The organism is Mycobacterium colombiense (assembly GCF_003284975.1).
Taxonomy (GTDB): domain Bacteria; phylum Actinomycetota; class Actinomycetes; order Mycobacteriales; family Mycobacteriaceae; genus Mycobacterium; species Mycobacterium europaeum_A.
The window spans coordinates 21,928-35,289 of record NZ_QMEU01000022.1 but is presented as its reverse complement, the minus strand read 5'-3'; the positions used below and the strand labels follow the sequence as shown (position 1 = coordinate 35,289).

13 protein-coding genes are annotated in these 13,362 nt (G+C 69.5%); 6 read left to right on the top strand and 7 right to left on the bottom strand.

The window, feature by feature from the left end:
• Positions 1-59: 59 nt before the first annotated feature.
• Both DQP58_RS10410 and DQP58_RS10405 read right to left on the bottom strand, forming a co-directional pair.
• Positions 60-395, bottom strand: coding sequence for a hypothetical protein (locus DQP58_RS10410; RefSeq protein WP_112708320.1), 336 nt, complete (start codon positions 393-395; stop codon positions 60-62).
• A complete protein-coding gene (locus DQP58_RS10405; RefSeq protein WP_112708319.1) occupies positions 392-1,753 on the bottom strand; it encodes a replication-associated recombination protein A in 1,362 nt (453 codons plus the stop codon). The genes DQP58_RS10410 and DQP58_RS10405 overlap by 4 nt, the downstream gene beginning before the upstream one ends.
• Before the next feature lie 154 nt (positions 1,754-1,907).
• Here DQP58_RS10405 and DQP58_RS10400 point away from each other — a divergent pair, with 154 nt between their 5' ends.
• Together DQP58_RS10400 and DQP58_RS10395 are read left to right on the top strand one after the other, a co-directional pair.
• Positions 1,908-2,873: a hypothetical protein gene (locus DQP58_RS10400; protein WP_205869392.1), complete on the top strand. Its 966-nt coding sequence runs from the start codon at positions 1,908-1,910 to the stop codon at positions 2,871-2,873.
• A gap of 181 nt (positions 2,874-3,054) precedes the next feature.
• On the top strand, positions 3,055-5,670 hold the full coding sequence (locus DQP58_RS10395) for a circularly permuted type 2 ATP-grasp protein (protein WP_112708346.1): 2,616 nt from the start codon (positions 3,055-3,057) through the stop codon (positions 5,668-5,670).
• Here the strand turns inward: DQP58_RS10395 and DQP58_RS10390 are convergent.
• Both DQP58_RS10390 and DQP58_RS10385 read right to left on the bottom strand, forming a co-directional pair.
• Positions 5,667-6,722, bottom strand: coding sequence for a zinc-binding metallopeptidase family protein (locus tag DQP58_RS10390; RefSeq protein WP_112708317.1), 1,056 nt, complete (start codon positions 6,720-6,722; stop codon positions 5,667-5,669). The genes DQP58_RS10395 and DQP58_RS10390 overlap by 4 nt on opposite strands.
• A complete protein-coding gene (locus DQP58_RS10385) occupies positions 6,715-7,656 on the bottom strand; it encodes a transglutaminase family protein (protein WP_112708316.1) in 942 nt (313 codons plus the stop codon). Before DQP58_RS10385 ends, DQP58_RS10390 begins: the two co-directional genes overlap by 8 nt.
• 127 nt (positions 7,657-7,783) lie before the next feature.
• On the opposite strand from DQP58_RS10385, the gene DQP58_RS10380 reads away from it, so the two are divergent.
• Entirely contained in the window at positions 7,784-8,173 is a 390-nt protein-coding gene (locus DQP58_RS10380) for an MmcQ/YjbR family DNA-binding protein (RefSeq protein WP_112708315.1), read from the top strand.
• Between the two features lie 5 nt (positions 8,174-8,178).
• Here DQP58_RS10380 and DQP58_RS10375 read toward each other — a convergent pair whose 3' ends face one another.
• Positions 8,179-9,246, bottom strand: a complete 1,068-nt coding sequence (locus tag DQP58_RS10375) for an FUSC family protein (protein ID WP_112708314.1) — start codon at positions 9,244-9,246, stop codon at positions 8,179-8,181.
• A 3-nt stretch (positions 9,247-9,249) separates the two neighbouring features.
• Positions 9,250-9,693, bottom strand: coding sequence for a nitroreductase family deazaflavin-dependent oxidoreductase (locus DQP58_RS10370; RefSeq protein WP_112708313.1), 444 nt, complete (start codon positions 9,691-9,693; stop codon positions 9,250-9,252).
• Positions 9,694-9,882: 189 nt separating this feature from the next.
• Between DQP58_RS10370 and DQP58_RS10365 the strand changes: the two genes are divergently transcribed.
• A complete protein-coding gene (locus DQP58_RS10365; protein WP_112708312.1) occupies positions 9,883-10,083 on the top strand; it encodes a hypothetical protein in 201 nt (66 codons plus the stop codon).
• A 27-nt stretch (positions 10,084-10,110) separates the two neighbouring features.
• On the opposite strand, the gene aspS is transcribed toward DQP58_RS10365, so the two are convergent.
• Positions 10,111-11,877 carry an aspartate--tRNA ligase gene (gene aspS, locus DQP58_RS10360; RefSeq protein WP_112708311.1) on the bottom strand — a complete coding sequence of 589 codons (1,767 nt, stop codon included), beginning with the start codon at positions 11,875-11,877 and terminating at the stop codon, positions 10,111-10,113.
• Positions 11,878-11,939: 62 nt separating this feature from the next.
• Here aspS and DQP58_RS10355 point away from each other — a divergent pair, with 62 nt between their 5' ends.
• Both DQP58_RS10355 and DQP58_RS10350 read left to right on the top strand, forming a co-directional pair.
• Positions 11,940-12,839: an oxidoreductase gene (locus DQP58_RS10355; RefSeq protein ID WP_205869395.1), complete on the top strand. Its 900-nt coding sequence runs from the start codon at positions 11,940-11,942 to the stop codon at positions 12,837-12,839.
• A 9-nt stretch (positions 12,840-12,848) separates the two neighbouring features.
• Positions 12,849-13,358, top strand: a complete 510-nt coding sequence (locus DQP58_RS10350) for an SRPBCC family protein (protein WP_112708309.1) — start codon at positions 12,849-12,851, stop codon at positions 13,356-13,358.
• Positions 13,359-13,362: the final 4 nt, after the last annotated feature.

Sequence of the window (13,362 nt, the reverse complement as noted above, 5' to 3'; positions counted from 1 at the left end):
CCCGGCGACGCTGCGCGCCGCGAAGCGGCGAGACGAGAAGCCGGGCAATCAGGCTGGGCCTAGGGCAAGGCGTCGCCGGGGAACCCGCGGCAGGCGTGCACCTCGTAGGTGAAGACGCCCGCGGCGACCCCGGGGTCCTCGCTCATGATCCGGGTGGTCTCGTCGACCGTCGCCGCGAACACCCCGACGCCGCAGACGTCGGACTCGTCGCTGACCGGCAGGACCACCGCGAGCACCCCGTCGTCGCGCAGGCCGAAATTGCGCCGGCCGTGCTCCCAGATCACGCCGACCGACGACTCGTCGCCGAACCTGGGGCCGCGCTTGAGGATGACGACGCTGTAGGGCTTGGCGGTGGGCAGCAGCCGGCCCATCTCCTCGTCGGTGAAGACTTTCATGACCGTCCCCTCTTGTTGCGGATGATCGCGCGCAACCGGTCCAGCCGGCCGGCCATTTCGCGTTCACCGCCGCGGCCGGTGGGCCGGTAATAGTCGACACCGACCAGCTCGTCAGGTGGATACTGTTGCGCGACAACGCCATCCGGGTGGTCATGGGAGTACTTGTAGCCCTGCGCGTTGCCCAGCCCGGCGGCGCCCGAATAGTGCCCGTCCCGCAGGTGCGGCGGAACCAGGCCGGCCTTGCCGGCCCTGATGTCGCTCATCGCCGCACCCAGCGCCGTGGTGACCGCGTTCGACTTCGGCGCGGTGGCCAGATAGACCGTGCAGTGCGCCAGGGTGAGCTGCGCCTCGGGCATGCCGATCAGCGCGACGGTCTGCGCGGACGCGACCGCCACCTGCAGCGCGGTCGAGTCGGCCATGCCGATGTCCTCGCTGGCCAGGATCATCAGCCGGCGCGCGACGAACCGCGGGTCTTCCCCGGCGACCAGCATGCGCGCCAGATAGTGCAGCGCGGCGTCGACGTCGGAGCCACGGATCGACTTGATGAAGGCGCTGATGACGTCGTAGTGCTGGTCGCCGTCCCGGTCGTAGCGCACCGCGGCCTCGTCCAGGGACTGCTCGACGGCGGCGACGGTCAACTCGCCACCGGGTTCCACCGCCTCGGCAGCGACCTCCAGCGCCGTCAGCGCGCGCCGGGCGTCGCCGGCGGCCAGTCGCACCAGCAGGTCGACGGCCTCGGGGGCGACGGCGATCTGACCGCCCAGCCCGCGCGGGTCGTCGATCGCGCGCTGCACCACCACCCGGACGTCGTCGGCGCTCAGCGGCCGCAACTGCAGGATCAGCGAGCGGGACAGTAGCGGCGCCACCACCGAGAAGCTGGGGTTCTCCGTGGTCGCCGCGACGAGCAGCACCACCCGGTTCTCCACGGCCGACAGCAGCGCGTCCTGCTGGGTCTTGGAGAACCGGTGCACCTCGTCGATGAATAGCACCGTCTGCTCGCCGGACAGCAGCGCCCGGCGCGCGGTATCGATCACCGCCCGAACGTCTTTGACACCGGCCGACAGGGCCGACAGCGCCTCGAACCGGCGGCCGGTCGCCTGCGAGATCAGCGCGGCCAACGTCGTCTTGCCGCTGCCGGGGGGCCCGTACAGGATGGCCGATGCCACGCCCGAGCCCTCGACCAGGCGGCGCAGCGGGGACCCAGGCGCCAGCAGATGGTCCTGCCCGACCACCTCGTCCAGCGATGCCGGACGCATCCGCACCGCCAGGGGCGCGCCGCCCGACACGCCCAGCCCGTGATCGGTTGGCTGCGACGCGCCGGGTAGGTCAAACAGACCGTCGGACACGGCTTCAGGCATACCACGACCGGCCGACGCCCGCGCCGGCCCAGGCACGCAGCCGGCAATCCCGGCACCCACGGCCCATCTTTGCTAAGTTCCGGTTGCCGAGTTCCGCGGGCGTCTTCTCATAGGAAACTTCGCCACACGAGGAAATCCGACAGCAAGGACGGACATGAGCCAACCTCCCGAGTATCCAGGCACCCCGTCAGACCCGCAGGGCACCAACCCTCCCGGCTACCCGCCCCCGCCGGGCTACGGCGCACCGCCACCACCTCCCCCGGGTTACGGCCCGCCGCCCGGTTACGGCGCACCCCCGCCCCCTCCGCCGGGTTACGGCCCGCCCCCGGGTTACGGCGCACCCCCGCCCGGCTACGGGCCCCCGCCCGGCTACGGGGCGCCGCCCCGGCCGGCGTTCAGCGTCGGTGACGCGTTCGGCTGGGCCTGGAATGCGTTTACCAAAAACCCTGTGGCGCTGATCGTTTCGGCTCTCGTCTACGGGGTGCTGTTCGGCATCGCGTCCGCCCTGGTCGGCCTGAGTCAAAGCGTGGGTTCCACCACGAGTAGCTCCGACGACGACTACTTCACCTTCACCGCGAACCTCAACGGCGGTGGGCTGGCGCTGCTCATCCTCGGCTATCTGGTCGCCTACCTGGTGGGGGCGTTCGCCCAGTCCGCTTTCCTGTCCGGCTGCCTGGACCTGGCCGACGGGCGCCCGGTGTCCATCGGGTCGTTCTTCAAGCCGCGCAACTTCGGCACGGTGTTTCTGGCCGCGCTGTTGGTCGGTATCCTCACCTCGATCGCCTCGGCGTTGTGCTTCCTGCCCGGGCTGATCCTGGGAATCTTTGCCCAATTCACCATCCCCTACGCCATCGACCGGTCCGAGCAGCCGATCAAGGCCCTCACCTCCAGCTTCTCCACCGTCACAGCGAACTTCGGCAACGCCCTGCTGGTCTGGCTGGTCGAGGCGGCGCTGTTCTTGGTGGGCTTCCTGGTGTGCGGCGTCGGCCTGCTGGTGGCGGCCCCGGTCGCCTCCCTGTTCGGGATCTACGCCTACCGCAAGCTGTCCGGCGGACATGTGGTCCCGGTGCAGCAGGCGGGATACCAGTCCGGCCCGCCGCCCGGGCCCGCGCCGGCCTAGCGCAGCGCGCAGGTCTTTCGGTCACGGCCGCGCTCGCGGTGCGCTGCGCCGGGTCGGCGCGTGTGATGGGATCGGCGATTATGAACATCAAAGTGGCGCTGGGGCAGCACTCCGGCCACACCTTTGATTGGCCTTCGCGGACATGACATTCGGCACCGGCGCACCGGCTGGACCCGGCTCGATGGCGGGCACCGCACGCTATGACGCCGACCGGCTGCTGGCCGGCTACCGCGCCGCGCGCGCCCAGCAAGCGCTGTTCGACCTGCGGCACGGCCCGGCGAGCGGCTACGACGAATTCGTCGATCGCGACGGCAACGTCCGCGCGGCGTGGGGCGAACTGGCCGACGCCATCGCCGAGCGCGGCCGGGCCGGGCTGGACCGGCTGCGCTCGGTGGTGCGCGACCTGATCGACAACGACGGCATCACCTACACCGACGTCGAGCCCGGCGGCCGCGCCCTGGAGCCCAGGCCCTGGCAGCTGGACACCCTGCCGATCGTGCTGTCCGCGGCCGACTGGGAGGTACTCGAGGCCGGCCTGCTGCAGCGGTCGCGGGTGCTCGACGCGGTGCTCGCCGACCTGTACGGGCCGCGCACGCTGCTCACCGAGGGCGTGCTGCCCCCGGAGCTGCTGTTCAGCCATCCCGGCTACGTGCGCGCGGCCAACGGCATCGAAATTCCGGGCCGCCACCAGCTTTTCATGCACGCCTGCGATGTCAGCCGACGACCGGACGGCGCCTTCATGGTCAACGGCGACCGCACCCAGGCCCCGTCGGGCGCCGGGTACGCGCTGGCCGACCGGCGCGTCGTCGCGCACGCGATTCCGGACCTCTACGAACGCATCGCGCCGCGGCCCACGACACCGTTCGCCCAGGCGCTGCGGCTGGCGCTGATCTACGCCGCACCCGACGACGCCCAGGACCCCGTGGTGGTGGTGCTGTCGCCGGGCATCTACTCCGAGACGGCGTTCGATCAGGCCTATCTGGCCACCCTGCTGGGTTTTCCGATGGTGGAAAGCGCCGACCTGGTGGTGCGCGACGGCATGTTGTGGATGCGCTCGCTGGGCACCTTGAAACGCGTCGACGTGGTGCTTCGCCGGGTCGACGCCGACTACACCGATCCGCTGGACCTGCGCGCCGACTCCCGGCTCGGGGTGGCCGGTCTGGTGGAGGCGCAGCACCGCGGGACGGTGACCGTGGTCAACACCCTGGGCAGCGGCATCCTGGAAAACCCTGGGCTGCTGCGCTTTCTGCCCGCAATGGCCGAGCACCTGCTGTCCGAGACCCTGCAGCTGCCCACCGCGCAGGTCTATTGGGGCGGCATCGCCAGTGAACGCTCACACCTGCTGGCCAATCTGTCGTCGTTGTTGGTGAAGTCCACCGTCGCCGCGGAAACCCTTGTCGGCCCGGCGCTTTCGTCGCAGCAGCTGAGCCGGTTGGCCGCGCGCATCGAGGCGATGCCCTGGCAGTGGATCGGCCAGGAGCTGCCGCAGTTCTCGTCCGCGCCCACCGACCACGCCGGCGGGCTGTCGTCGGCGGGTGTCGGCATCCGGCTGTTCACCGTCGCCCAGCGGGGCGGTTACGCGCCGATGATCGGCGGCATCGGTTATGTGCTGGCCCCCGGGCCCGCCGCGTATGTCTTGAAAACCGTTGCGGCGAAAGATGTCTGGGTGCGTCCCACCGAGCGGGCACGCGCCGAGGCGATCAGCCTTCCGACGCCGGAGGCGCCGGCGAAGACGGCCGCGGGCACCTGGGCGGTCAGCTCGCCACGCGTGCTGTCCGACCTGTTCTGGATCGGCCGCTACGGTGAGCGCGCGGAAAGCATGGCGCGGCTGCTCATCGTCGCCCGCGACCGGTTTCACGTCTACCGCCACCATCAGCACAGCGAGGAAAGCGAATGCGTGCCGGTGTTGATGACCGCGCTGGGCCGCATCACCGGCACCGACATCGCGGCCGACAGCGACGGCGACCACGCCGAGATGATCGCCATCGCCCCGTCCACGCTGTGGTCGCTCACCGTCGATCCGCACCGGTCCGGCTCCCTGGTGCAATCGGTGGAGGGTTTGGCACTGGCGGCGCGGGCGGTGCGCGACCAGATGTCCAATGACACCTGGATGGTGCTGGCCGGCGTGGAGCGCGCGCTGGCGCTGAAAAGCGAACCGCCGGAATCGCTTTCGGAGGCCGACGCGCTGCTCACCGGGGCGCAGACCCAGACGCTGGCCGGCATGCTGACGCTGTCGGGGGTGGCCAACGAGTCGATGGTGCGCGACGTGGGCTGGACGATGATGGACATCGGCAAGCGGATCGAACGCGGGCTGTGGCTGACGGCGCTGCTGGGGGCCACCCTGACCGTGGTCCGCGGCGCCGCGGCCGAACAAACCGTCATCGAGTCCACGCTGGTGGCGTGCGAGTCCTCGGTCATCTACCGGCGCCGCACGGTGGGCAAGGTCAGCGTGGCCGCCATGGCCGAACTGATGCTGTTCGACGCGCAGAACCCGCGGTCGCTGCTGTACCAGGTGGAGCGGTTGCGGATCAACCTCAAGGACCTGCCCGGCTCGTCGGGCTCGTCGCGCCCGGAACGGCTGGTGGACGAGATCGGCACCCTGCTGCGACGGTCCCATCCCGCCGAGCTGGAACGGGTCAGCGACGACGGCCGCCGCGCCGAGTTGGCGGAGCTGCTCGACGCGGTGCATGCCGAGCTGCGAGACCTGGCCGAGGTCATCACCACCACCCAGCTGACGTTGCCCGGTGGCATGCAACCGCTGTGGGGTCCCGGCGTACGCCGGGCGATGCCGGCCTAGCCGGCGATCGCGGCGGGTCCCCTGGCCTCCGAGGTGATCTCGTCGATCACGGTGTGGATGAACTTCATCTTCTCCAGCACCGCGCCCGGCAGTACGAACGGGTAGAGGTCGTCGTGGCCCATCGAACGGTTCACCATGTTCAGCGACCACGACAACGGCAGCCACATGTCAATGATCGTCTGAAAAGCGCTGGGCCCCAAGACCGGCCGGTCGAAGGTCGCCGTCGCCGGTGCGAATCCGCACCACGCCGAGGTATCCAGTGCGTCGCGGATGTGCAGGTAGTGGGCGAACGTCTCGGCCCAGTCCTCGGCGGGATGCATGGTCGCATACGACGACACGAAGTCGTCCTGCCAGCCCTGCGGCGGGCCGTCGCTGTAGTGGCGGTCCAGCGCCGCCTGGTAGTCGGCGTCGGGATCGCCGAACAGCTCGTTGAACTGCGCCAGGTAGTCGCTCGACGGGGCGATCAATCGGTAGAAGTAGTAGTGCCCGATCTCGTGGCGGAAGTGCCCGAGCAGGGTGCGGTAGGGCTCGTCCATCTCGACGCGCAGCTGCTCGCGGTGCACGTCGTCGCCTTCGGCCAAATCCAGTGTGATGACGCCGTTGTCGTGTCCGGTCATCACCTTCTCCTTGGCGCTGGACAGCAGATGAAACGCCAGGCCCTGCTGCGGATCTTCGTCGCGGCCGATGATCGGCAGCTTCAACTCGTGCAACTCGACGATCAGCCGGCGCTTGGCCGCCTCGGCCCGGGCGAACTCAGCCAGCCCGGCGGTGTCGGCGTCGTTGGGCCGCACCGTGGTCAGCGAGCACGACTCGCACAGCCGGCCGTAGTTGTTCTTCGGCACCAGCCAATTGCACTCGGCCAGATGCAGGTTGCCGCACAGCTGGTACTCGTCGGCGTCCACGGCGCCGGCGTGCTCGCCCTCGTTGCCCCTGGCGATCACCAGCAGTGCCATCTGGTTGAGGGAAAAGCCCAGCGCGCTGCCGCACGACAGGCACGCCGAGTTCTCGAATGCCAGGCGCTGACCGCAGTTGGGGCAGTGGAAATCACGCATGAAGCACATCACCTTCGAAAGGCACCACGTCGACGGCGACGTCGATCACGCTGTGTTCTGAGTTGGTGTAGATGATCCCCCGCAGCGGCGGGACGTCGGCGTAGTCGCGTCCGCGGCCCACGACGATGTAGCGCTCGTCGACCATCTGGTCGTTGGTGGGATCAAGCCCCAGCCACTCGAATTGGCCGACCTGCTGGGGTGTCCACACCGCCGCCCACGCGTGGGTGGCGTCGATGCCGATCATTCGATCCTTTCCGGGTGGCGCGTCGGTGGCCAGGTATCCGGACACGTAACTGGCCGCCAGACCGTTGGCTCGCAGGCAGGCAATCGCCAGCCTGGCAAAGTCTTGACATACCCCTTCCCGGGCGGCCAGAACCTCTTTGACTCCGGTGGAAATCGTCGTCGATCCCGACCGGTAGGTGAAGTCGGTGAAGATGCGCGACGCCAGATCCCGCAGCACCTCGATCAAGGGACGGCCGGGGGCGAAGCTGGACGCCGCGTACTCGCGGATCTCGTCGGTGATCTCGGGCGGATTCAGGTCCAGGGTGAACTCGGTCGCCAGCGCCCCGCTGCGTCCGACCGGGCGGGCCGATTCCCACGGTTGGGTCGCCGGGCCGGCGCCGTACACCTCCGGGCCGGGCGGGTAGACGTCGACGATCGAATCGCTGGTCACCTTCAGGGCGCGGTGCGGCTCGGTCACATGGAAGTAGGAGCTGATGTTGCCGTAGCTGTCCTCGCTGGTGGAGCTGTCGCCGGGGGCGGGCTCGATGATCAGCCGGTGCGCGACGCAGCGCTGCCGCAGCGAGTCGCACGGGGTGAGGAATCCGCGACCGTAAGAGCTGGTCACGACGTCGGAGTAGCGGTACTCGGTGCGGTGGGTCACCCGATGACGGCGGGCGGTCCCGCCGCCGTCTCCGCCTGGTTCTGCTGGCAAGCGCGTCCTCCTGTCCACGCTGATCTCATCACATGCCGGGCGCTCGCGTGGGGTCCGCGGACCGCGCGGTCGGCCACCGTTTGCCGATCCGGCGGCACTCGCGCCAAAACGGGAGCACAATCGTGTTGTGGCCACGTGGGGCGAGGTCGCCCGCATCGTTGGTGAGCTGGCACTCACCTCCGAGCCGTCACCGCACGACTGGCGGGTCGGCAAGAAGTTGCTGGCCTGGGAGCGGCCGCTGCGGCCGTCGGAACGCGAGGCGCTGGAACGCGACGGTCTCCCACCCCCGCAGGGCGACATCATCGGGGTCCGGGTGTCCGACGAGGGCGTCAAGTTCGCGCTGATCGACGACGAACCGCGGGTCTACTTCACCACCCCGCATTTCGACGGCTATCCCGCGGTGCTGGTCAACCTGGCCGAGATCTCGGTGCGCGACCTCGAGGACCTGATCACCGAGGCGTGGCTGACCCAGGCCCCGCGCAAGTTGGTCCAGGAGTTCTTGGCCGACTCGCGCTAAATCGCTCAGACGGTTCGAAGGTCGATGACCCGTTGCAGGTCATCGACGCAGGCGCTGACGACGTCCGCGAGGATCACCTGCGTCTTCTCCCGCGCCCCGGACTGCAGTTGCGCGGCGTGGTGGCGCGCCGAGGCCGTGTACGCGCAGGCACCCGCGGGGTCGGGATCGGCGAGCGCGCTCGCCGCCGCCAGCACCACCAGCGCGATGTGCACGGACTGCGGCAGGCGCTCGCGCCTGCCGTCTTCACCGGGTGCGACGGCGCGGACCAGTTGCAACACCGAACCGGCCAACAGGGCCACGTGCACGGCCTGGTGGTCGGCCGCCGAGATCGCCTCCCGCAGCCCCCAGCGCCGCGGCGCGATGGTGACGACGTGGCGCGCGGTGGTGCGCGCCTCGAGCAGCCCGCTGAGCTGTTCGTGCACCCGGTCGACGGCCGCCAGCGGCCAATCCGGCGGCGGCGCCTTGCGTCCGGCGGCGACGTCCGCCGCCCGCGCCAACACGTCGTGCAGCACGCCGAGCACCCCGACGCGCGCGTTGCGCAGCACCTTGCGCGGGTCGGCTGGGAACAGCAAGACGGCGAAGACGATGGCCACCGCACCACCGATAAGCGCATCGAAGATACGTTCAAACCCGACGCCCCCGCGGTACAGCGCCAGCACCAGGATCGCCGACACCACCGTCTGGTTGGCGAACATCATCCCGTGCCCGATGAAGCCGCCCCCGATGAACACCGCGGCTCCCAGCGCCACCACGGCGGCGACCGCGATGGGCACGTCCCCCGGCCCGAGCAGGCCCTGCACCAGCGAGCCCACCCCGATGCCCAGGGTCACCCCGATCATCATCTGGATGGCGCGCTGCGCCCGGAGCACGTTGCTGGTCGACAACGACACCGCGGCGGCGATCGGCGCGAAGAACGGCTGCGGGTGCTGCAGGACGTCGTGGGCCAAATACCAGGACAGGCCCGCGGCCACCGCGGTCTGCACCAGGTTGAACCAGACCGTCCGCAGCCGCTTAGTGCCGGCACGCGCGACCGCGGCAACCAACGAGGGCACCGCCGGTCGCGACGTGCCCACCGGCTAGGTCCGGTTTAACTCGAACAGCGGGATCACCCGGCTGGTCTTGGCCTGGTAATCGGCGAAGCCCGGCGCGACGGCGGTGACCTTGTCGAAGAGCGCGGCGCGCTCGTCGGCGGGCAGCTCGCGCGCGGTCACGTCGAACGCTTGCACCCCCTGCGGGGCGCCGACCTCGACCTGCGCCCGGGGGTTGGCCCGCAGGTTGTGCACCCAGGCCGGGTCCTTGGGCGCGCCGGCGAAGGAGCCGATGATGATGAGCTTGCCGTCGATCTCGAAATAGGCCAGCGGCGACACCCGGGGCTGGCCCGACTTGGCGCCGGTGGTGTGCAGCAACAGCAGGCTGGCGCCCTCGAACTGGCCGCCGACCTTGCCGTCGTTGGCCCGGAATTCGTCGATGATGCCCTTGTTGAATGCGTTGACGTTCTCGGCGTCAGGGGTTTGAGGCATGCCCGGTCAACCTTGCCCGGCTCGGCGTCTATTCCGGACCCCGGGCCGGAAGGTCTTAGCTGCGACGGCTGCTCGACAGACACCCGGACACGGTAATTGGTTTTGACGGCGACTGAAAACTGACTGGTGAATCGGGACTGAGACGACCAAACCGACGCAGATCGGCGCATCTCGGGCAGGATATGCAGCATGGCCGATCAACCCGAGGTCCGCACCGACAAGATCACCGTGCCGCAACGCCTGGACGCGAATCACGTTCGCGCGCTCGCAATGCAGAAGGCGCAACACAAGGTGAGGCGGGGCCATAAGGTGCGTGACCTGCACCTCGGTGACAGCAACCCGGTTGGCGGCCAGGACGTGGAGTGGTCCTACACCTACCGGGTGGTCTAGGCGCCGATATCGAGAGGTGCCGCCGCGCTACTTGGGCCCGGGCTTGGCGTCTATCCCGGACTCCTTGCGCTGCTGTGCGGTGATCGGCGCGGGTGCCTCGGTGAGCGGGTCCACGCCGCCGCCGGTCTTCGGGAAGGCGATGACCTCGCGGATCGAGTCGACGCCAGACAGCAGCGCGTTGATCCGGTCCCAGCCGAACGCAATCCCGCCGTGCGGGGGCGCACCAAATGTGAACGCCTCCAACAGGAAACCGAACTTCTCCTGGGCCTCGGCGTGGTCCAAGCCCATCACCGCGAACACCCGTTCCTGGATGTCGCGGCGGTGGATACGAATCGACCCGCCGCCGATCTCGTTGCCGTTGCAGACGATGTCGTACGCGTCGGCGAGCACGTTGCCGGTATCGGTCTCGATGTCGCCCTCGTGGCCGGGCTTGGGCGAGGTGAAGGCGTGATGCACGGCGGTCCACGCCCCCGAGCCGACGGCCACGTCACCCGCGGCGGTGGCGTCGTCGGCGGGCTCGAACAGCGGCGGGTCCACCACCCAGACGAACGCCCAGGCGTCCGCGTCGATCATTCCGAGCCGGTGGGCGATTTCACCGCGGGCGGCCCCCAGCAGCGCCCGCGACGGCTTCGGCGGCCCGGCCGAGAAGAAGACGCAGTCGCCCGGCTTGGCCCCGACGTGGGCGGCCAGGCCGTCACGTTCGGCGTCGGACAGGTTCTTGGCGACCGGACCCCCCAGCGTGCCGTCGTCTGCGATCAGCACGTAGGCCAGTCCGCGGTGACCGCGCTGCTTGGCCCACTCCTGCCAGCCGTCCAGCGTGCGCCGCGGCTGTGACGCCCCACCGGGCATCACCACCGCGCCGACATACGGCGCCTGGAACACGCGAAATGTGGTGTCTTTGAAGAACTCTGTGCAGTCGACCAGCTCGAGGCCGAAGCGCAGGTCGGGCTTGTCGGAGCCGAATCGCCGCATCGCGTCGGCGTAGCTGATCCGTGGGATGGGCCTGGGAATCTCATACCCGATCAACGCCCACAGCGCGGACAGGATCTCCTCGGAGATGGCGATGATGTCCTCGGCGTCGACGAAGCTCATCTCCATGTCGAGCTGGGTGAACTCCGGCTGGCGGTCGGCGCGGAAATCCTCGTCGCGGTAGCAGCGGGCGATCTGGTAGTAGCGCTCCATGCCGGCCACCATCAGCAACTGCTTGAACAGCTGCGGGCTCTGCGGCAGGGCGTAGAACGAGCCGGGGTGCAGGCGGGCCGGCACCAGGAAGTCGCGCGCGCCTTCGGGGGTCGAGCGGGTGATCGTCGGGGTTTCGATCTCGACGAAGTCGTGCTGGGCGAGGACCGACCGCGCCGCGGCATTCACCTTGGAGCGCAACCGGATTGCCTCGGCCGGCCCGTCGCGGCGCAGGTCCAGATAGCGATACTTGAGCCGCAGCTCCTCGCCGGCGGGCTCGTCGAGCTGGAACGGCAGCGGCGCGCTCTCCCCCAGCACCGTCAGCGACGTGGCGTTGACTTCGATGTCGCCGGTGGCGATGTCGGGGTTGGCGTTGCCCTCGGGGCGGATCTCGACCACACCGGAGACCGCGACGCAGAACTCGGCGCGCAGCCGATGCGCCTGGGCCAGCACGTCCTCGGCGCGGAACACCACCTGGGCGATCCCCGAGGCGTCGCGCAGATCGATGAAGATGACGCCTCCGTGGTCGCGGCGCCGGGCCACCCAACCCGCCAGCGTCACCTGCTGCCCGGCATCGCTACTGTCCAGCGAACCCGCGGCATGACTGCGCAGCACAAAAGACTCCTTTTCACCTGGCCAGAACGAGTGCCCAGTCTAAAGGAGGTAATTTCGGTGGCATCGCCACAGACGCTGCTACCAACATCGCCCTGGTCGGTCCCGGCGCCGTCGGCACGACGGCCGCCGCCCTGCTGCATCGGGCCGGCCACTCCGTCATCGTGTGCGGGCGCACCCCGCGCGACGTGATCGAAGTGCGACCCGACGGCGCCGACCCGATCGTCGTGCCGGGCCCCGTGCACACCGATCCGGCCGACGTGGCCGGGCCGGTGGACGTGGTGTTGCTGGCCGTCAAGGCCACCCAGACCGAGGCGGCGGGCGGCTGGCTGGCCCGGCTGTGCGACGTCCACACCATCGTCGTGGTGCTGCAAAACGGTGTGGAGCAGGTCGAACACGTGCAGCCGCTGTGCCCGCAATCGCCCGTCATCCCCGGGATCGTGTGGTACTCGGCCCAGATGCAGCCCGAAGGCTGGGTGCGGTTGCGCACCGAACCGGCCCTGGTGCTGCCCAGCGGGCCGTCGGCGGAGGCCGTCGCCGAGCTGCTGCGCGACGCCGGGTGCCGGGTGGACTGCGATCCCGACATCATCACCGCGGCCTGGCACAAGCTGCTCACCAACGCCCTGGCCGGCTTCATGGCGCTGGCGCGCAGGCGGTCCGGGATGTTCCGCCGCGACGACGTCGCCGCCCTGGCGCGCCGCTACGTCGCCGAGTGCCTGGCGGTCGCGCGGGCCGAGGGCGCCCGGCTGGCCGACGGCGTGGTCGACGAGTTGGTGGACATGTTCCGCAACGTCGCCGAGGACATGGGCACCTCGATCCTGACCGACGCCGAACATCAGCGGCGGATGGAATGGGACATCCGCAACGGCGTGATCATTCGCAAGGGCCGGGCCCACGGCCTGGCCACGCCGATCAGCGACGTGATAGTGCCCTTACTGGCCGCGGCCAGCGACGGCCCCGGCTAGATTGATTTCATGTTCCCCTGCGAGCGCGTGGATCTGAACTTCATCGACGCTGATTTTGTTGAGGCCCGTTACCGCTTCCGCAACAGCGTCGACCTGGCCATCACCCCCGAGCGGCTTTTCGAGGTGCTCTCCGACGCCGGGTCCTGGCCTCGGTGGGCGAAGGTGATCACGAAGGTGACCTGGACCAGTCCCGAGCCGCGCGGTGTGGGGACCACCCGCGTCGTCGAGATGCGCGGCGGCATCGTCGGCAACGAGGAATACCTCGCCTGGGAACCGTTCACGCACATGGCGTTTCGGTTCAACGAATGCTCTACCCGGTCCGTGGCGGCCTTCGCCGAGGATTACCGGGTGCAGGTCATCCCGGGCGGCTGCCGGCTGACGTGGACCATGGCCCAGAAGCCGGCCGGCCCGGCGAAGCTGGCGATGGTCGTGGTGGGGCCGCTGCTGAACCTGGCCCTGCGCCGCTATCTGCGAAACCTGCGCAGCTACACCGAGTCCCTTGCGACCCGGCAACGTTAGGAGA